The sequence below is a fragment of the Bailinhaonella thermotolerans genome (assembly GCF_003594875.1).
Lineage (GTDB): Bacteria > Actinomycetota > Actinomycetes > Streptosporangiales > Streptosporangiaceae > Bailinhaonella > Bailinhaonella thermotolerans.
The window spans coordinates 1-18309 of the sequence record NZ_QZEY01000036.1 but is presented as its reverse complement, the minus strand read 5'-3'; the positions used below and the strand labels follow the sequence as shown (position 1 = coordinate 18309).

Below are 18309 nucleotides of genomic sequence, written 5' to 3'. Positions count from 1 at the left end.
CGGACTTCTAATCCGACGGTCGCAGGTTCGAATCCTGCAGGGCGCGCGATCACTGCCAGGGAAAACCCCCGCCTGACCTGGGGCAACACGGTCGGGCGGGGGTCCTTTATGTCCGGCTGTCTACGGCGTTCGCCGGGCGTTTGCGGCTGGCTCTTCCCAATGCGTTCCCACGGGAACGGCTCCCGCCTCAGTCCTCCAGGGCCTGCGAGATGCGCCGCCGGGCGGCCTCGTCCTGCCCGACGATGCACTTGGCGTAGATCCGCAGCAGGACTTCCACGCTGTGGCCCGCCCACTCGGCGACCTGGGTGGCGGGCACGCCGGCGTTGAGCCAGGTGGAAACGCAGGCGTGGCGGAGGTCGTACACGCGCCGGGCCAGCGGGGAGGCGTACTCCTGATCGGTGAAGACCGCCCGGCGGGCCTTGTTCCAGGCGCGCCGGTAGGTGATGGGCGGCAGGTCCCCGCCCTGCTCGCCCCAGAAGAGCCGCCCGTCCGGGCCCGTGCCGCGCTCATCGAGGTGGGTGCGCAGAATCTCGGTCAGCGGCGGCGGGCAGGGCACGACCCGGGTGTGCCCGTCCGGCCGATGTTTCAGCCCGCGTTGTTCGCGCAGGGCGCCGTCATCGGTCCATTCGCGGCCGGCGAACGGGGCCGCCACGGCGAAGTGAATCTCTCCCCAGTCGTTCTCCGGCGCCTGCAGTTCGCCGGTCTCCTCGTTCTTCACGAGAGCGGGCAGGGTGACGTTGTGGTCGCGAAGGTTGGCGGCCTCTTCCGGGCGCAGCCCGGCGTAGTACATCACGGCGAAGAACGCCACCAGGCGGGGACCGCTTCGCGGCTGCTTTCCCACGGCCGCCAGCAGGGCCCGCGCCTGGGTGTGGTTGACGACGCTGCGCCGGTCCACCTCGTGCGTCGTCTTGGGGACCTTCCACTTCAGGTTCCTGATGGGGTTCCTCTCCAGCAGTTTCAGCTCTACGGCGTAGTCCAGGGCGGTTTGCAGGATGGTCTTGTTTCGCTGAGCGGTACTCGCCGCGGCGCGTTTGCCATCGATCCGCGAGGTCGCCGTGTCGAGCACGGCGCGGACGGTCTCGGTGTCCGCGAGCGCGGAGACGGGGCGGGTGTTGGCTTCGAGCCAGCGGAGCACGGCGGCCATGTCGTCGGGGGCGTCATCGCGCTGTTTGGTGTTGAAGGCCCAGCGGCGCATCGCCGTGCGCAGTTCCCGGTCGGCCGGCTTCCCGCGCTTACCGTCGATGAGAGCGGGGGTGGCAGCAGTCAACGCCCGCGCGATGTCCTGCCGGTACTTGGCCGAAGCCGCTTTCCACTTCATGTCAGCGAACTTGCAGGCGAAGGCGTACCAGCTCATCTCCTCCCGGTCGGGCCGGTTCCAGGAGAGGGGCTCACCGGTGGTGAGGCTGAACGGCTCGCCATTACGTGCGGCCGTGACCAGCGCACTGCGGTAGGCGTCGGCCTGCGCCTCGCGTTTGAAGGGCCTCTTCCATGGGGTGCCGGCGAGCTGCCAGAGCACTCGATAGGAAGTGGCTTTTCCGCTCTTGTTCCTGCGCACCTCCGTCTTGTAGATGCGGACGCTGTAGGTGATGTCCTTCATCGGTTGGCGTCCTCCAGGCTGTCGAGCCAGCGCTCGACGTCGGCGCGGTCGATTCGAAGGTCGCCGTTGGGCAGCTTGCGGCAGCGGGGGGCGCGTCCCTTGGCGCGCCAGTCGTAGAAGGTCGAGCGGGAGATCTGGAATTCGGCGCAGAACTCGGCGACGGTGAGGAACTTGCCGGTGGCGGTGGGCATGCGGCGGGTCTCCTTGCGGGTGCTGCGGCGGGCCGAGGTGGTGCGGTTTTCGGTCTGGCTCATTTCGGCGGCCTCGTGGGGGCGTCAGGGGCTCGGGAGAGGATCGGTGCGGCTATCTGGCGTGGAGGCTGAAACATCTCCGCATCTCCGCATCTCCGCATGATCATGTTTGACCTGCGGAAACAGGCTGCGGAGATAAAGGATCTTGGGCGGCTCCATCTCCGCAAACCCGGGGTCATCTCCGCAGATCTGCGGAGATGCGGAGATAACGAGATGGTCACGGCCACTATCTCCGCAGGCGTTTGTGCTGGTGGCGGGCCTGTTTGCGGAGATGCGGAGATGCGGAGATGTTTCAGCGTCTTTCTCGTCCGCGCGAGGTTCCGGTCAGGCATGGTGTTCCACCCAGAACACGTTGCGGTCGCCGCGTTCGTTTTTGCCCGAACGGATCACGTAGTCGCCGCGCCATCGGCCGGTCTGACCGGTGAGCAGGCGTCCGAGGGCGAGCGCGTTGGGTAGGCGGCCGGTGTGGGTGGTGATGAACTGGCCGTCCCAGCGGTCGTGCTCGGTGTCGCCGAAGCGGTCGGGCTCGCCGGAGCGGCGCAGTTCGGCGGCGGTCATGGGCTGGCTGCCGTGCAGGGCGTGCCAGCAGGCCAGGAAGGCGCGCCAGCGGGACTCGTCCTCATCGATGGCGCGCACGTCGGCGGCGTTGGTGAGGAAGCCGTCGATGCCGTGGTGGGCCAAGAAGCCGCCCAGGGCTTGGGCCCAGGGAGTGAACTGCCGCATGGACAGCCCGCTGGCGCGGGGGGCGCCGTTGCGGGTCCAGTCCAGGACGAGGATGAGCAGGTGCCATAGCACGGTGAGCTGGTTGCTCGGGACGGTGATCCACTGGTCCAGGTGCGGGATGCCGAAGCGGGTTTGGTCGCGCTGCTCGGGGCGGGGCATGTCGGGGTCCAGGTGCACGCGGACGGTGCGGGAGGCCATGTCCCCGCCGACCTGGAGGTTGTTGCCGGTGGCCATCCAGAGCCGGTCGTTGACGGTGGCGATGTTGCGCGAGGCACCCAGTTGCCGGTCGGACCAGACGCCTGCGGTGACCAGCAGGGCCAGGGTGGGCGAGTCGATGACAGTGCCTTCGGCGAGGTTGTCCCAGACCACCACGCCGACCTGTTCGGCCAGCACGGCGGTGATGCTCTTGCGCAGCTCTTCTTCGGTGTAGGGCCAGGGGACGACGCGCTGGCCGTAGAGCATGCCGGGGCCGCCGGTCAGGATGGACTTGCCGGAGGCGGGCATGGTGGCGTCGATCAGCGCGAACGGGGTCAGGCTGCGGGTGAAGTGCCGCAGGATCGGGGTGGCCAGCAGCGCCACGTAGTTGGCCCGGTCGGCACGGCCGGCCCACGGGAAGTCCCGCAGGAACCGGTCGAGCAGGAACTCCCGCGCGGCGCGCACCTGGGCGGGGGTGGGAGCGTCGGGGACGGGCGGGAGGGTGACTTTGGCGGCCAGGTACAGCCCCGTGGCGGGGTCGTAGCCGGGTTCCTGGAGCAGGGTGCCGTCGCGGCGCAGCACCGGGGCGCCGATCACGCCGCGCAGCGGCGGCACGCCGGGCCAGGTCTTGCCGGCCAGCACGCTGGCTAGGATGCCCCGCAGCGGGGTGACCTCCTCCTCATAGAACTCCTCCCCGCCGTCGGTACGGCGCGAGCGCATCCGGTAGACGTAGGCGTGCTGGGCCAGCAGGGCGGCCAGCGACTCGGGGGTGAGCGGGCTGGCGGCGACCGGGAGCGGGCTGTCCTCATCGGCGGCCGGGCTGGCCTGCCCGCCGGAGACGGCCTCCATGTGGACCAGGGCGCCGCCGCAGACGTAGGTGTCGGGCAGCAGCCGGTCGGCCAGCGCTGCCTTCAGCACCCGGATGGTCTCCGGCCCCGAGCCGGTCTGTACGCGGCGGCTCACGCCGGCACCTTCCGCGGCCGAAGCGCGCCCCGGCGGAACCCCGACCGGATGGTCCGTCGTGCCTCGGCGGCTGGCAGGCCGACATCGGCGGCGGTCGCCAGCAGCAGGGCCTCGGTGCCGGCCTCGTCCAGGGCGCCGCCGGCCACCAGTTGCCCCAGGGCGGCCGAGGCGCCCCACAGCGTGGTGTTGCGCTCGCCCTCACCGGCGGCCGCGATCCGGTCCAGGCAGGAGCGGACGGCGCTGTCCAGGTACGCGCCGCGCCGGCCGTCCCGCAGGGGCACCACGACCGGGCCCGCAGGTCGCGGGGGCGGGGCCGGGCGCAGCCGGTCGGCCAGCCAGGCCGGCAGCGGCGCCGGGGCCGGGTTGTGCAGCACCTGGTAGGTCCCGGCGCCATCCGGCAGGTCCACCACGCTGCCGGGGCCGACGACGTACCCGCCCGCGGCGCGGGTGTCGATCCGCCAGCCCAGCCCGTTGCCCTTGTCCCCGCTGGTGTTGCCCAGCACGATCCCGGGCGGGGCGGCGAAGTACAGGTGCATCCCGCCGCGGCGGGTGCGGACCTGAAAGGTCTCGAACGGCAGCGGCTGCCCGACCTCCTCACACAGCGCGGCGAGCACGTCCGCGCCCTCGTTGATGCCGGGCCGGTCCCACGGCGGGGGCGGTTTCTCCCCGGGCTTGGGGACGTCCAGGTCGATGACCACCAGGTTCGACGGCCCGCAGGCGATGCCGATGTTGTACGGCCGCCGCCCCCACAGGCGACGGATCACCTGCGGGTCGGCAGTCGTCTGCCCCTTCCAGCTCACCCCCTTCAGCGGCACCTTGTCGCCGGGGGCGAGCGGGAAGACGTGCCAGCCACGGGCGGCGGCGGCCAGCGCGTACCGGACCAGGTCGGCCGCAGACACGACGGATTCCTCCTTCTCGGGGTCAGGGTGGGTGTGGCGGTGGACGGGGATGCCGGCGGTTTCGGCGGGAAGAGGCGATGGATCTTGGCGGGTCGCTGGCTCTTGTGTCTGGCCCCGATGGGGGCGCGGGAGGTGATCTGTGTCACTCGACTGCGTCGCGCTCGGGCGCGCGTAGGAGGCGCCCGAAACTCCCGAAACCCCCATGAGCGGGCGTTTGCTGGGGCAGGTGTCCGTTCGGGTGTGCGCGCGTAAAGGTGTCGTGAAAGTCGCGAAACCTGCGCGGTCAGAACGGCGGCGGGTCGTTGAGCTGCCCGGCCGGGGCCGGGGTGGTGGGCTGGCTGTGGCCGGCCGGGCTGGGGTGGGTGGTCCAGGGGTCGGGCTCGCCGCCGGGGGTGCCGGTGGTGGTGCGGGTGGCCTTGGTGACGCGGGCGTTGGCGAAGCGCAGGCTGGGCCCGAGGTCGTCGGCGGTCATCTCGATGACGGTGCGCTCGTTGACGATGCCGGTGTCCTTGTCCACGGCCTCGTAGGTGCGCGAGCGCAGACGGCCGGTGACGATGACGCGGGTGCCGCGGGTGAGAGACTCCATGGCGTGCTCGCCCAGCTCGCGCCAGGCGGACACGCGCATGAACAAGGTCTCGCCGTCCTCCCAGGCGCCGGTCTGGTTGTTCCGGTAGCGGGGGGTGGCGGCGACGGTGAAGCCGGCCACGGGGGTGCCGTTGGCGGTGTGGCGCAGCTCGGGGTCGGCGGTCAGGTTGCCGATGATGGTGGTGACAGGCTCGGTGGCCAAGGCGCTTCCTCTTTCTTGATCAGGACGGTCGTGACTGTCTGATGTCACGGAGAGGGGGCGGGGGGATGGGTGTCCCAGGTCAGCGGTGGTGTGACGCCGTGACTGCGAGGGCGTGACAGGTGGCGCGACGCGCCTGTGACAAGATCGTTTTCGGGTGTGGGCGCGTGTCCACGCGCAGCCGCGCGAGGGGCGGGCCGCCGCCCGGGGCTTGTGCCTCAGGCGGCGGTCCGGCCGTAGTCGTCGCGGTCGTCGTGGTCGAGGGGGGTCAGGTCGGTGATGGTGTAGGTGCGGACGGGGCCGGACTTGGTGGCGGTCAGGACGCCGCGGTCGGTCAGGTCGGTGAGCACCTTGTAGATCCAGGCGCGGCCGTAGCCAGCGGTGTGCCGTACCTGGGTGAGGTCGTCGTCGGTGGCGGTGAAGGTGCGGGCGCCGCTGTCGTGGCGGCGGCGGAGCCAGTCGTGGACGAGGGTGCGGGCCTGGGCGGGATGCATCTTGGCTGGGGCGTCGGTCTGCATGGCCTCGGACTCTTCGAACGTGGGCGGCTGGACCGGGTCGTCGGGGCCTGCGGACAGGGACGGGTCGGGGTCCTCGGTGTGGGCCAGGGCGGCGCTGACGGGGTCGCCGGTGGTGCGCAGGTGCTCGATGACGTCGCGGGCGCTGGCGTCGTCGGCGGGGATCAGCACGGGCCGGGTGTCGGTGCCGGGGGCGGGCGGGCCGATGATGCCCTTGCGCTCCAGGGCCTCGATCAGGCGCAGGCAGTCGGCCCAGGCGATGCGCAGCTTGCGCTGCAGCGCGGCCGGGGAGGCGTGCTGGGTGGTGATGACGACCTGGGCGGCGTCGGCCAGCAGCTCGGCGAAGTCGGCGGCGAACTCCTCCCGCTCGTCCAGCACCGCGACCGGCGGCGATGGTGGCGCTTCGACGGCTGCGGTCGTGGTGGCGCTGGCCGGCCGCGTAGATGTGGCGGGGCGGGTCAGGGCGGCGGTGAACGGGTCCACCGTCTTGCCCGCGGCCGGGTGGGCGGCGGCGTGGGCGGCCATCGCGGCGCGCGCCTCAGCGCTGGTGGCGCCCCAGGAGTAGGTGCGCAGCGGCATGGCGAAGTGGGTGGTGCGGACACTCTTGCCGTCCAGGTAGGCCATGCCGGGGTAGTGGTTCTCCCACTCGTGCGGTTCGACCTCGGCCTTGCGCTGGCGGGCGGACACGCCGTACTTGACGTCGTCGGGGTCGGACAGGCCGAAGCACATCTTGGCCATCTGGGAGCGGAACAGGGTGGGGATCTGGGTGTAGTCGGCGCGCTGCAGGGACAGGATGACGCTGCCGCCGGCGGAGCGGATCTCCTTGAGGATCTCCCCCAGGCGCTCTTCGTCCTGGGCGCCGAGCTCGTTGATGAGCTTGGCGATTTCCTCGATGTGCAGGTACCAGTAGGTCAGGCCGCAGCCGGGTTCCCAGTCGGTGTAGCCGCGCGAGGCGAGCCACTTGGTGCGCTGGGGGATGGCCTCGTGCATGGCGCGGATCAGGTCCACGGCGCCGGCCTTGGTGGACTCGAACCGGTGCAGGCCCTCGCGCAGGGGCCCCATGGTCTGGTCGTCCTTGGAGATGTCGATGGAGAACACGGCGGCGTCGTGGCGGGTCATGATCTCGCCCACCAGGTTCCACGCCCCGCCGATCGACTTCCCGCTGCCGGTCATGCCCATGATCTGCAGGTGCTGGCCGACGAACCGGTACAGCACGTCGTCACCGTCCTGGTAGAGGCCGATGCGCAGCGGCTTGTCGATGCTGGCGCCGGGGTGGGAGGGGCCGGGCCAGGGGATCGGCCGGCGGATGGCGCGCGGGTCGGAAACGGTCAGGTGGGCGCGGTCGGCGCGGTCGTCGTCGCGGGCGACCGTGATGCTGCCGGGCGGCAGCCGCATGCCGGACTCGATCCGGTCGGCGGCCTTGACCGCGTCGTCGGCGGTCTTCTCCCCCGGCGGGAGCTGCATCTGCCCCTTGACCTTGTTCGCGGTGATCTCGGTGGTCCGCACCCGCGCGCCCTTGAGGCCGGCCTGCTCGCGGGCACGGCTGAACAGCGTGCTCAGCGCGTCCCCGCCGTCGGCCTCGCCATCGCCGGTGTTGCGCCGGATGACGGTGCGGATGTTCCACGAGATGGCCAGGGTCGCCCCGCCGAAGAACAGCGCCCCCTGCGTGATGGGGGCGTCGAGCCCCGTGATGGTCGCGGTGGTGAACCACGAACACGCGGCGGCGGTGGTCACGGCGGCGTGCAACCGTCCGATCAGCCGCCGCTGGTGGGTGACCGCCCACGTCAGACCGGTCAGCAGGGTCGAGCCCAGGGTGCAGCCGACCGCGGCCCACGTCACCGCGGGGGCCTGGCCCCACATCGCGTGGGACAGGGCGCCGGCGGCGGCCTCGGCGCCCAGTACGGCCCACGGCGGGACGAGCACCCCGACCCTGGAGACGGCGGAGGCGGCCAGCCGGTCCATGGTCGCGTCCTGCACGAGCTGCAGTGATGTGCTCTTGCGGGCCATCACAGATCGACCTTTCCCTTGTAGTCCTTGCCCTTGGTGTCCCGTGCCTGGTTGGCCATGGCCTCCAGGAACTCCTGCCGGAACTGCAGGTTGAACTTGACGGCCTCGGCCGAGATGCCGAGCACCAGCTCGCGGGCCTCGCGCAGGTGCCGGGCCACCCGCCAGGCGCGGGCCTTGACGTCCACCCCCATCAGCAGCGGGTGCCCCTTGAGCTGCCGCATCGCGGCTTCGGCGCCGTTGGCGCCCTCTTCCAGCTCCCGGGCCAGGTCATGGGCCAGCCGCTGGGTCGCCACCGCGTAGGCGGCGATCTTGGACGGGACCTTGCCGTGGAACTCGATGTCGGCGATCTGGTCGATGCGCTGCTGTCCGGTGCCCACGTCAACCTCCCAGGAAGTGCTTGCGGTAGGTGCGGGGGAACCACTCGCCCTCCTCAGCGAGCGCGGCGGCCAGGTCCCGGGCCCGCACCAGTCGCTTGGCCACCCGCCGCGCGCGGATCCGGGTGTCCAGGCCGAACAGGAACCAGTGGCCCTTCATGGACGACATGGCGGCCTCGGCGTCCACCGCGGCGATGTCCAGCTCCCCGCCCCACCGGTCGGCCAGCAGGGTCAGGCTCTTGCCGTAGGCGCAGAACGCCTGCTCCAGCGAGCCGGTGAACTCCACGCTCGACAGCTCGGTGATGTCGCGGCGGCTCATCGCCACACCCCCTTCTCGCAGTCCTCGACGACTTCGGCCTCGATCACGCCGGACATCCGCGCCCGGACCTCCGCCGCGAGCACGGCGGCCAGGTGACGCACCATGGGGGCGACCGGGCGCACCCCCATCTGCGAGGTCAGCCAGGCATCGGCCAGCTCCAGCAGCAGCACCAGCACCGCGGCCGTGCCGCGCAGCGCCCGCCAGAACGGCGCGCTCCGATCAGCGCCCCGCCGGCTGCGGTGCCGTTCGCCGGAGGCCGGGCCGCTGGCCAGGGTCTTGGCGTTCATCAGCGCCTCCCCTTGACCCGGTAGGTGCGGTCGGTGCGCAGCAGCGCCGACAGCCACGCCCGCACGATCAGGCTGGTGACCAGGCCACCGGCCAGACCCGACAGCCACAGCGCCACCCCCGCCGGCCAGGACGTCAGCCACTCCACGCCGACCCAGACCAGCACCGAGACCGTCGCCATCAGCACCAGATGACCGATCAGCACATCGGCCGCGCTGCTCTTGACCAGGCGCACACGCGCCGTACGGCGAGCCATCACCGCTCCTCCCGGGTGTCGTCGTCCGCCAGGGCATCGCGCACGGCGCGGGCGGTGTCCATGCCGCACCCCAGCGCCCGCCGGATCTTCCCCGCGCCCGGCGACGGCGGCAGCTCCCCCGCCGCGATCAGCCGACGCGCCCGCGCCGTCTGCGCGGCGACGTCCGCCCCGTACGGGGCACGCGCGTTGGTCCTGTACGTAGTGCCGGAACCGGGGGTACCGGCCCGGTGATCCAAAGCGGTGAACGCGGCCAGGATGACGGGCAGCGTGGTCACGATGGCGACCGCGACGGCCGGCCCCAGCAGGTGCAGCACCAGCCGCGAGAAGCTGAAGCTGTCGGCGACACCGGGCAGGTACGGCCAGGCGTTCATGCCCAAGGTCAGCGCGAGGAAGAACCACTCGATGCGCACCAGCTTGGGATCATTCAACGGGGCGCCTCGGGTGCCCAGGTAGGCGCGGGCACCCACGACCACCAGCAGCGCCAGGCTCATGAACGGCTCCACCAGCCAGGCGAACCACCACGCGGGCGAACCGGAGGGGGCGCCATCGGCGGCGAAGGTCTGAACCCCTGCCGTGGACCACGCCAGCGCCAGGGCCAGCGCGATTAGGGCGACGGCGACCAGCAGCCGCAGCATCCGCGACGCCTGCCAGGCACGCATCGCCGGATCCTGCGCCAGCTCATGCAGCCGGGCCGCCTCGTGCGCGGCCCGACGGCGCCGCCGCACCTTGTCGGTGTCCAGCGTCAGCGGCAGGTCGTCGTCCTGCAGGTCGGCCAGCCTGTGTGCCTCGGCCACCTCGGCGCGCAGCCGCCGGACCCGCTTGGTCTCCCCGCCCTGCCGTACGGCCAGCGCCTCCGCCTCGGGCAACGGGGCCGGGGCGACGGCGGCAAGGTGCCGCTCGATCTCGGCGAGCCCGCGAGCGAAGTCCTCCGGCGAGGGCTCGGGGGTAGGCGTGGTGATGCTCACGCGGCCCTCCTGACCGGCCGGGCGCTCATCGTGACGCCGGCCAGGTCGGCGAGCATGTCGCCGCTGGGGTGGGAGATGTGCGGGTACGCGGGGAGCGCGAGCGCGTTCAGGTCGATCGCGTAGTCGCGGGTGGCGATGAGCCCGTTGACGATGAGCACGTCTACCCCCGCCTCGGACAGGTGCAGAGCGTAGTCACCGGGGCGGTTGCGCCTGGGCTGGCCGGGCGAGCGGAAGAACCGGCACGCCCAGGCGACGGCGTCCTTGAGGCGGGGTTCGCGGCGCAGCACGTGCCGGCCGCGGAGCACGTACCACGACAGCCAGCGAGGGGTGGTCTGCGGCGTCTCGTCCAAGGCCGCACACGCCCAGCAGAACAGCCCGACCTGTTCCAGGTTCAGCGACAGCGGCGCCATCACCCAGCCGGCGTCGATGTAGCGCGCGGTGTCCGCGCTCCAGCGCGGCGACTCCAGCCGCCAGACCTGGTCGAGCGGGACGTCGAAGTGGCGGGCGCAGGTCCAGGCGGCGGGCATGTGCTGGGGCTCGGGCAGGCCCGGACCGGTCCAGCAGCGCGCGACCTCGCCGGGCTCCCCGCACGGGCAGGCGCACTGCCCCTGCCGGGCGTTGCGCCAGCGCCACAGCTCCACCAGGCGCGCCTGGACGCGGCCGGCGCGCACGTGCTCCTGCTCGCGGCGGCGCAGCATCTCGTACGCGGCCCGGGCGGCGTCCGGCTCGGTGACCGGGTCGGGCAGGTCGAAGGGCACGGGGTCGGGGTGGACGCGCTCCATCAGCGGCGAGCGCGGCGAGCCCCACACCGCACGCACGCACGGGTGCAGCTCGAAGGTCCAGGAGACGATGCGGTTCGTGGGGATGCTGAAGGCGTTCACGCGGCCCTCCTCAGCGGGGCGTGGGTCTCGTTGTCCAGATCGGCGGCGAACACCGACCTGCCACAGGGAGCGCAGTAGAACTGCACAGGGCCGCCGTCCAGAGCCGTACGGCAGCGCGGGCAGTGCTTGACTCACCCGCCTTCGCGGACCGGTCGCGGAGCTGGGCAGCGGCCTGACCGGCCAGCTCGGCCAGCCGGTCCATCGCAGCGGCCTCGGCCTCCAGGTCGGCCTCGACGGCGCCCAGGCTGAGCCACACCTCGCGGGCCAGGTTCAGGTACAGGGAGTCGCTGTGCTCGCTGTCCTGGAGGCTCATCTCCTCCGCACGGGGATAGAAGATCGACGTCTGGTGGTAGATCTCGCTCATGACCGGATCACCGCCCCTGCGAGTCGGAGGGCACGGCCCTCTGGCCGGTGGCGGGGGCGAGCTGCATGGGCTCGGCGCTGAAGAACAGCACCGTGGAGCCGCGCATGTCCTCCGGGAGCTGCGCGAGCCAGCTCTTGAACAGGTCGGCGCGGGTCGTCTGCGGGCCCACCTCGCTGGTCCCCGTCAGGGTCTGCCGTGGGTCGGGCAGCGTTCGCTCTGCCGGCCAGCGCTCGCGCCGCATCGGCGGCAGCCGTACGCGCTGGTGGAACGGCGGCGGCAGTCGGGGCACTGGAAGCGCGCCATCACGCCACCTCCCGGCCCCGGGTCGTCTGGCGGATCTCGTCAGCGGTGCGGCCGGCCCACATCCCGCTCGAGGGCTGGACGGTCTGGGCGTAACGCAGGCACAGCGCGCGCACCGGGCAGGAACGGCAGACCTCTCGGGCCACCTCCAGGCGGGCCGCGCGCCTGTGCTCGGTCTCCGGGGCCGGCGGACCGGCGTGCAGGTCGGGGTCGTGGCGGCACTCGCCGGCCTCGGCCAGCAGCGTCCAGACCAGGGCCAGAGCCGGGAAGGCCGGGCCGGTGCGTGCAGGCAGCAGGGGGATCACCTCCCGCACCTCCGGCAGGTGGTCGCGGTCCGGGGGTTGATCCCGCCGCAGCGGCACACCCACGTCGTCGCGGTCCCGGGCGGCAGCCACACCGACGACTTCTTCTTCTCTCGGCGGCTCACTGAGCACCCCGCTGGGTGGTGCCGTTGTTGCCCTGGCACAGCGGGCAGGGCATGGGGCCGCTGCCGGCGTTCCAGATCTGGCCGTTGCGGCACTCCGACGGGCAGCGGTCGGACTTGGCGCAGCCGAACAGGCGCGTCATGATGGACGGGCTCCTTCGGGAGTCGGCGGGGCGGCCCTGGGTCTTGGCGGATTGGGGGCCGCCCCAGCACTTTCAGGGGCGTGGAGCTGACCGCTCCGGGCACGAGGCCGGCCCTCCGGCCGGTCCCGCACCCGCAGCCCTCAGCGAGAGTGCTCGGCGGTGCCTCGGGCACCGTGGTTGGGAGCCCTGTCGAGAGGCCGCCAGTCCGTGATCACCACGGTGGCCGTGCGCTCGAAGACCGTGTAATCGCTGTGGTGGCCGAGGTCCCGAAGCTGATCGAACAGAACCTCCGCGTCCTCGCGGCTCCCGCATCGCTGGGACTCGAACTTCCCCGTGTCGGTGTTGAGCCACTGCGCCAGAACTTCGGTCTCTCGCCGGATGGTCGGCCGGTGGATGTACCAGGTGTCGAGATGCACTGATCACTCCTCACATCCCCGATATCTGAGCTGGCACAGCTAACATAGCTAGTACTGTGCTAGCACGCAATGGCTCGCCTCATGAAAGTTGGGTGAGATCCACCTACCCTTGAGGGGTGGCTATCGATGACAATGACCCGCGCCCGCCGTATCTCCAGCTAGCCGCTGCTCTACGGCGGGCGATCGAGACCGGTGAGTACCGACCGGGTGCTCGCCTTCCCTCCATCAGGGACCTGGCCAAGGAGTACGGCATCGCCGCTCAAACGGTGCAGAACGCGCTGCGCGAGCTTCGATCTGAGGGGCTTGTCGTATCCCAGCAGGGACGCGCGTTCTTCGTACGCGACCCCGACCGGGTTCCCGAGACCGAACTGACCTTGTCCACGCGGGTGTCCGAGCTGGAAGCCACGGTCAAAGCGCTCACGGACCGAGTCGCCGCCCTTGAGGCGAAGGGCAAGGGGTAGGACGAGGATCTTTTTCGGCACGTCACACGCTTCTTTCCACGATGTCGTAGACCCCAGGCGGAGTCCTCGCTTGACTGGTGCAAGACCAGATTGCGCTTCGTGGAAGGAGTTCCACAGCGCGCACTCGGGGGCGCACATGTGCACTTCGCAGAGGAGAGCGCGATGGCGGACCGGAGGCCGAACGACCGTCTCGCCCGCCTCATCGAAGAGGCCGGATTCTCGAACAAGTCCTTCGCCAGCGCTGTGCGCCGGACGGCGGGCGAAGCGGGTACGCCGATCGGGTGCGACCACACCTCGGTGAGCCGATGGCTGAGCGGCTACAAGCCACGCGCCGACGCCGCTGAACTGATCGTTGCGACCCTGAGCCGCGCCCTTGGACGAGCAGTGACGCTCGCCGACGCCGGACTCGCAGCGTCCCAGAAGGTGCCCGTAGACCTCGGGCTCACGTGCCCAGAGAGCGCGGACGAGAGCGTGGAGACGATCAGCCGACTGTGGCAGGCCGACCTCAACGAGGCGTCCACGCTCGTCAAGGCTCAGGCTCAGCCGTCCGCGTGGAAAGACGCCTCGCTGACGTGGCTCCTGTCTCCGAGCACCGCGGCCGCCGGCCGCTCATGCGGCCCACGAGTCGGCCAGTCCGACATCGCCCGGTTCCGGGCGACCGTCGATCTCTTCACGCAGATGGACAACCGCTTCGGCGGGGGCCACGCTCGCCATGCTCTGATCCAGTACCTCGCCGGCGATGGTGCGCGGCTCCTCACCGGGCAGTTCACCGACGCGACCGGTCGGGTTCTCTTCTCCGCCGTTTCTGAGGCCACGTTGCTCGCGGCCTGGATGTCATACGACAGCGGTCTTCACAGCCTCGCTCAGCGCTACTTCGTCCAAGCGCTCGCTCTCGCCCGGTTCGGCGACGACCGTCTCCTCTCGGCGAGCATCCTGGACGCGATGAGTCACCAGGCGACGTTCCTCGGCCGATTCAGAGATGCCGCGAACCTCGCGCGCGCGGCGCGGCAAGGCGCTCAAGGTGTGGCGACCCCGACCCTGACCTCGCACTTCCTGACCATGGAAGCACGCGCCCTTGCAAGGCTCGGCGACGCCAGGGGATGCGACCTGGCGCTCGCGGAGGCCGTACGGGAGTTCGAGCGTCGCAATCCCGACGACGACCCCGAGTGGATTCGCTACTTCGATGACGCGGAGATGGCGGCGGAGCTGGGCCACTGCTTCCGGGACCTCGGCCGAGCCGTCAACGCCACCGAGTACGCCGCTCAGTGCGTAGGCACGATCGACGGCGGAACGTACCTACGCAGCGACTTCTTCGCCACGATGGTGCTCGCCGACGCCCATCTCGCCGCCGGCGAAGCCGAGCAGGCATGCCACGTCGCGCTACACGCCCTTCGCCTCGGTGACCAACTGCGTTCCGCCCGCTGTGTGAGCTACCTCCGTGAGTTCACCGTACGGCTCGCGCCGGCGTCCGGCTCCAGGTCGCTGCGCGACTTTCACGAGCAAGCGCGGGAGTTCAGCCTCTGGCAGCAGGTTCAGTAGGGTTCCCAGTCACGACGGCTCGTGCCCGTCCTCAGGGAGTCGATGCGCTTGCGGACCTCCGCCGCGGCCCTCTCGTCCTGGGGCGCCTTCTGGCTCAGCCACGTGACCATGAGGAACTCGCGGACATCCCTCAGCACGGGGTACCCCGGCCACTGCATCACGTCGAACCCGTAGATCTTGACGAACTCGGCGTACTCCGCCGCGGTGTGCCAGCCGAACCGCTCGTAGTAGATGGCGGTGAGCACGAGATCCCATTCGCGAGGTCCGGTGGTGAAGCCGTCGAGGTCGATGAGCACGGGACGCCCCCGCCGATCGTGGATCACGTTGCCCACGCTCGCGTCCCCATGGATGAGCCCTGGCGGCAGCGCGAACTCCAGCCGGGCGTAAGCCGTGCGCAGCTCCATCAGACGGTCGTTGAGGAAAGCGTGATCCTTGTCCGAGAACCAGCCGTTGGAGGCGAGCCGTCGTTCTGCCCGGGCGAATGGCTCTAGCCGCCCGAGCGACAGGCGAACCGGTGCCTCCAGGCGATGCAGTTCGGCCAGGAGCCGAGCGACATCGGCCGGCGAGCCGTAGTGCTCGGACTCTGACAGAGACTCCCAGAACGTGACGACATGGTTCCCTGCGATGACGGGCTGATCGATCGGTAGTGCCCGAACGGCGGGGAACTCCTTCTCAGCGAGCCACCGAGCGACCGCGACCTCTTTCCGAGCGTCAGATGCGTAGGCCGTTGAACGGGCCACCCGTACGACGATGGGCTCGGTGAGCCGGAAGACGGCGTTCTCCCCCAGCCTGATCAAAGTGGCTCCGGAAGGACTCAGCCCGGCCATCGCGCAGGCCTCTTCCATCGCCGCGCCGGCCTTCGCAACCGTGAAGTCCCCTGGCACCGAGCCACCCTCTGAACTGTCAGTGCGCCTCGTCTCCGCCATACGCCCGACCGTACATCCTCGTCACGCGCCTACTCGCCTGCTTCTTTGGTGGTCAGCGCGCGCCGTACGGCGCCGTCTTCTCGCGTCCGCAGCCCCCATCCAATGGGGCGTGTCTCCGCCCGAGTACTGGGAGCAAGCGCATCCTGAGTTGGTGACACGGAGACCGCCCATGGAAGTGTCCCCGCTGTCCCTGCTGTCCCTGTAGTGCCTATGACCAGGGAAAATAGCGTTCAGTGCCGGGGACAGTGCGGGGGACACGGTTGTCCCCGCTGTCCCCGAGAGCCACGGCGGCGCTGGGAGTTGCCTCTACCGAGGCCACTCCTCCTGATGTGATGGCACTAGGACATACCTCTTAGGCGCCGGAGGGCTTCGCCTGAGGGGAGCTACCTTTGATGGACACCCGGAGGGCCTGCATGGATCAGGACAACCGCCACTCCGTGAGCGTGGCCGGCGTCATCCTTGATGAGCACGGCCGGGCTCTCCTCATCCAGCGGCGGGACAACGGCCACTGGGAGGCGCCGGGCGGGATCCTCGAGCGCGACGAAGACATCCTCACGGCACTACGGCGAGAGGTGTTGGAGGAGACAGGGCTCGAGGTCGAACCTGAAGCTCTGACGGGCGTCTACAAGAACATGCCGCGCGGCATCGTGGCGCTGGTGTTCCGATGCCGTGCCAGCGGAGGCTCCCTGCGTGAAACAGACGAGTCACAAGCTTTTCAGTGGATGAGCGCCGATGAGGTCACCGCCGCGGCGTCCGAAGCCTTCGCGGTCCGCGTGCTTGACGCCATGCTCTATGGGACCTCTCCGGCCATCCGGCACCATGACGGCACCCACCTGCTCCAGCTGCAGGCGAAGTAGTCGCGGGGACGTCGGATCTCCCTGCTCGAAGACACGCGAGCACATCGCCCCCGACAACCTCCACGCCGAGGGCGGCTCGTCCATCACCCTCAAGACGGCGCGGGACTATCACCTGTTCGCCGGCCTCACCGTCGAGGGCCTGGCCAAGGGCGAGCCGGTCCGGCGGCACTTCTCCCGTTTCGACCCCGCCGCCGACGTCTACACCAGGGAGATCCACGCCGAGGACCGCGTCGGCACCGACGCGCCGCTGTCCACGTTCCTGGCCACGTTCGACGTCCTGGACACCAAGCACCGCATCCGCTTCCGGACCGGCAACCCCAACCCGTGCCCCGTCGCCGTCACCGAGTCCCAGTTCCGCGTCGCTATCTGAGAACGCAGATAGTTTGCTGCGTCCAGAGTGATTCCCATCGGGAACGGCGGCGGATCCTCCCGGCGATTCCCCATCGGGAACGGCGGCGAATCCTCCCGGCGATCCACCATGGGGAACGGCGGCGAATCCTGCGGGGATTCGTCACTGAGTTGCACCATGGTAGGACCGCTCGTTTTCCGCCACCAAGAACGTGGAGAACGTATATCGTTCAGTGCGTGACGTCGTCATCCATGTTGCAGATATGGATGACGATGCCGCGCTCCACCTGCACGCTGGGCGCGGAGCTTGCAGCGCTCGGCCGCTCGTGGACACAAGGAAAGCCCTGGCCCGCACCGGTGGAACGACACGGACCAGGACTCCCTGGGCCGGGTGGCCGCTAAAGCGGCCACCCGGCGATCATCCGCAGAACGAGGTCGATGACCTCGACAGCTACCAGAGCTGCGAGCAGATCATCTTCGCGTCTGCGGTTCTTGCGCTGTCGCCTCTTCCCGACCATGGCGTCTCACCTCCTCACTGGGGACAGAGCGGTCCCCCCGAGCGGCCCCCCCGAGGGCCGGGTGAAGACGCAAGAAGTGGCGACAGAAAGGGAGCGTAGACGAAACCCCGCGACGACATGGTCATCTTGCGAAGCAAGGCATCACACGTTTTCCCCATACGCCTGAACGCGCATTCTTGGATCCCACATGGGACGTGTGGGATGTGCTCGCCGCCTGTAGAGGCGTAGCGCGAAGAGCATGCGTCAGGGTCGACCTTCGGCGAGGAGACCGACCCTGGCAGCCCGGCTGCGGGGGCTATCTCACCGTGGCGAACACCGCCCAGCGGACGATCGCGCCGATGATGGTTCCGACGATCGTCTGGGCCGGGGTGTAGTCGCCGAGCTTGGCCCGGGACTAGCCGATCAACGGTACCAGCGGCGCGGTCACCGCGGGCCAGGGCCCGATCTGCACTATCAGGAACGCGACCGCGTCGGCGGTCACCGTCGCGTGGAAGCTGACCTTCCACTTCAGCAGCGCGGTGATCCGCGTGGTTGCCAGGAGACCGCCGAGCCATAGCTGGGCGCTCTTGGCACGGTGGTGAGCAGATTGCGCAGCCACCCTCACACGGAGGATGGCCGGACCTGTACGTCACCGATCAGTAGTCGTACGGCTTGGGGTTGCGGGTAGGCCGGCGTCCAGCGGAGCGGAGCAGCAAGCCCATCGCCGGGAAACGCTGCTCCAGCGCACGGACAACGCCGTAGTACAGGGTGATGCCGAGCACGACGGCGCGCCGAGCACGACGCAGGAGCCCGTTCGCGCCCTTCCCCTTGGCAGTTGTTCAGGTTGGAGATGCTCTTGTTCCAGGGCACCTCAAGCTTGATCATTTCCCATTGCGTTCCCAACGATCAAGGGCACGTGATCCCACCTCGTCGTTTACGCTGGTCAAAGCCCCAATGCCAGACTGAGGATTCTCGGACTTCTAATCCGACGGTCGCAGGTTCGAATCCTGCAGGGCGCGC

The 18309-nt window shown here is 70.1% G+C and carries 23 protein-coding genes; 4 read left to right on the top strand and 19 right to left on the bottom strand.

Translation table 11 applies throughout. From position 1 onward, the window contains the following. Window positions 1-187: 187 nt before the first annotated feature. The 17 genes from D5H75_RS40310 to D5H75_RS40245 form a co-directional block, all read right to left on the bottom strand. The gene (locus D5H75_RS40310; RefSeq protein WP_119931910.1) at window positions 188-1597 is read right to left on the bottom strand and encodes a tyrosine-type recombinase/integrase; all 1410 of its coding nucleotides are present in this window, start codon (window positions 1595-1597) and stop codon (window positions 188-190) included. Then, window positions 1594-1851: a helix-turn-helix transcriptional regulator gene (locus D5H75_RS40305; protein WP_340137797.1), complete on the bottom strand. Its 258-nt coding sequence runs from the start codon at window positions 1849-1851 to the stop codon at window positions 1594-1596. The genes D5H75_RS40310 and D5H75_RS40305 overlap by 4 nt, the downstream gene beginning before the upstream one ends. 321 nt (window positions 1852-2172) lie before the next feature. Then, window positions 2173-3729 carry a hypothetical protein gene (locus D5H75_RS40300; RefSeq protein ID WP_119931909.1) on the bottom strand — a complete coding sequence of 519 codons (1557 nt, stop codon included), beginning with the start codon at window positions 3727-3729 and terminating at the stop codon, window positions 2173-2175. Continuing rightward, window positions 3726-4628 (bottom strand): bifunctional DNA primase/polymerase, encoded by a 903-nt coding sequence (locus tag D5H75_RS40295; RefSeq protein ID WP_242454794.1) that lies wholly within the window; start codon window positions 4626-4628, stop codon window positions 3726-3728. Before D5H75_RS40295 ends, D5H75_RS40300 begins: the two co-directional genes overlap by 4 nt. Window positions 4629-4911: 283 nt before the next feature. Then, window positions 4912-5415, bottom strand: coding sequence for a single-stranded DNA-binding protein (ssb, locus tag D5H75_RS40290; RefSeq protein ID WP_119931907.1), 504 nt, complete (start codon window positions 5413-5415; stop codon window positions 4912-4914). Between the two features lie 215 nt (window positions 5416-5630). Then, complete coding sequence (locus D5H75_RS40285; RefSeq protein WP_119931906.1) at window positions 5631-7934, bottom strand: DNA translocase FtsK; 2304 nt, start codon at window positions 7932-7934, stop codon at window positions 5631-5633. After that, a complete protein-coding gene (locus D5H75_RS40280; RefSeq protein ID WP_119931905.1) occupies window positions 7934-8311 on the bottom strand; it encodes a hypothetical protein in 378 nt (125 codons plus the stop codon). The genes D5H75_RS40285 and D5H75_RS40280 overlap by 1 nt, the downstream gene beginning before the upstream one ends. Before the next feature lies 1 nt (window position 8312). Then, window positions 8313-8627 carry a hypothetical protein gene (locus D5H75_RS40275; RefSeq protein ID WP_119931914.1) on the bottom strand — a complete coding sequence of 105 codons (315 nt, stop codon included), beginning with the start codon at window positions 8625-8627 and terminating at the stop codon, window positions 8313-8315. Continuing rightward, window positions 8624-8914, bottom strand: coding sequence for a hypothetical protein (locus tag D5H75_RS40270; protein ID WP_119931904.1), 291 nt, complete (start codon window positions 8912-8914; stop codon window positions 8624-8626). Before D5H75_RS40270 ends, D5H75_RS40275 begins: the two co-directional genes overlap by 4 nt. Beyond that, window positions 8914-9168 (bottom strand): hypothetical protein, encoded by a 255-nt coding sequence (locus D5H75_RS40265; RefSeq protein ID WP_147425470.1) that lies wholly within the window; start codon window positions 9166-9168, stop codon window positions 8914-8916. Before D5H75_RS40265 ends, D5H75_RS40270 begins: the two co-directional genes overlap by 1 nt. Then, window positions 9168-10133 carry a hypothetical protein gene (locus tag D5H75_RS40260; RefSeq protein WP_119931902.1) on the bottom strand — a complete coding sequence of 322 codons (966 nt, stop codon included), beginning with the start codon at window positions 10131-10133 and terminating at the stop codon, window positions 9168-9170. The genes D5H75_RS40265 and D5H75_RS40260 overlap by 1 nt, the downstream gene beginning before the upstream one ends. Then, the gene (locus D5H75_RS40255; RefSeq protein ID WP_119931901.1) at window positions 10130-11014 is read right to left on the bottom strand and encodes a hypothetical protein; all 885 of its coding nucleotides are present in this window, start codon (window positions 11012-11014) and stop codon (window positions 10130-10132) included. The genes D5H75_RS40260 and D5H75_RS40255 overlap by 4 nt, the downstream gene beginning before the upstream one ends. 10 nt (window positions 11015-11024) lie before the next feature. Further along, entirely contained in the window at window positions 11025-11378 is a 354-nt protein-coding gene (locus D5H75_RS41120; RefSeq protein WP_147425469.1) for a hypothetical protein, read from the bottom strand. 7 nt (window positions 11379-11385) lie between these two features. After that, window positions 11386-11667 carry a hypothetical protein gene (locus tag D5H75_RS42540; RefSeq protein ID WP_202638993.1) on the bottom strand — a complete coding sequence of 94 codons (282 nt, stop codon included), beginning with the start codon at window positions 11665-11667 and terminating at the stop codon, window positions 11386-11388. Between the two features lie 13 nt (window positions 11668-11680). Next, window positions 11681-12073 (bottom strand): WhiB family transcriptional regulator, encoded by a 393-nt coding sequence (locus tag D5H75_RS40250; protein WP_202638992.1) that lies wholly within the window; start codon window positions 12071-12073, stop codon window positions 11681-11683. Between the two features lie 28 nt (window positions 12074-12101). After that, window positions 12102-12245, bottom strand: coding sequence for a hypothetical protein (locus D5H75_RS42535; RefSeq protein WP_202638991.1), 144 nt, complete (start codon window positions 12243-12245; stop codon window positions 12102-12104). A gap of 140 nt (window positions 12246-12385) precedes the next feature. Continuing rightward, window positions 12386-12661: a hypothetical protein gene (locus D5H75_RS40245; protein ID WP_119931899.1), complete on the bottom strand. Its 276-nt coding sequence runs from the start codon at window positions 12659-12661 to the stop codon at window positions 12386-12388. Window positions 12662-12777: 116 nt separating this feature from the next. On the opposite strand from D5H75_RS40245, the gene D5H75_RS40240 reads away from it, so the two are divergent. Both D5H75_RS40240 and D5H75_RS40235 read left to right on the top strand, forming a co-directional pair. After that, window positions 12778-13122: a GntR family transcriptional regulator gene (locus D5H75_RS40240; RefSeq protein ID WP_119931898.1), complete on the top strand. Its 345-nt coding sequence runs from the start codon at window positions 12778-12780 to the stop codon at window positions 13120-13122. A 162-nt stretch (window positions 13123-13284) separates the two neighbouring features. Continuing rightward, window positions 13285-14661 (top strand): NsdA family TPR-like regulatory protein, encoded by a 1377-nt coding sequence (locus tag D5H75_RS40235; RefSeq protein WP_119931913.1) that lies wholly within the window; start codon window positions 13285-13287, stop codon window positions 14659-14661. On the opposite strand, the gene D5H75_RS40230 is transcribed toward D5H75_RS40235, so the two are convergent. Further along, window positions 14655-15587 carry a phosphotransferase enzyme family protein gene (locus tag D5H75_RS40230; RefSeq protein ID WP_202638990.1) on the bottom strand — a complete coding sequence of 311 codons (933 nt, stop codon included), beginning with the start codon at window positions 15585-15587 and terminating at the stop codon, window positions 14655-14657. The genes D5H75_RS40235 and D5H75_RS40230 overlap by 7 nt on opposite strands. 413 nt (window positions 15588-16000) lie before the next feature. Here D5H75_RS40230 and D5H75_RS40225 point away from each other — a divergent pair, with 413 nt between their 5' ends. Together D5H75_RS40225 and D5H75_RS40220 are read left to right on the top strand one after the other, a co-directional pair. Beyond that, entirely contained in the window at window positions 16001-16444 is a 444-nt protein-coding gene (locus D5H75_RS40225; protein ID WP_119931911.1) for an NUDIX hydrolase, read from the top strand. Continuing rightward, window positions 16407-16814, top strand: a complete 408-nt coding sequence (locus D5H75_RS40220; RefSeq protein WP_119931897.1) for a hypothetical protein — start codon at window positions 16407-16409, stop codon at window positions 16812-16814. The genes D5H75_RS40225 and D5H75_RS40220 overlap by 38 nt, the downstream gene beginning before the upstream one ends. Before the next feature lie 890 nt (window positions 16815-17704). On the opposite strand, the gene D5H75_RS40215 is transcribed toward D5H75_RS40220, so the two are convergent. Then, on the bottom strand, window positions 17705-17908 hold the full coding sequence (locus tag D5H75_RS40215; RefSeq protein WP_147425468.1) for a hypothetical protein: 204 nt from the start codon (window positions 17906-17908) through the stop codon (window positions 17705-17707). Window positions 17909-18309 lie beyond the last annotated feature (401 nt).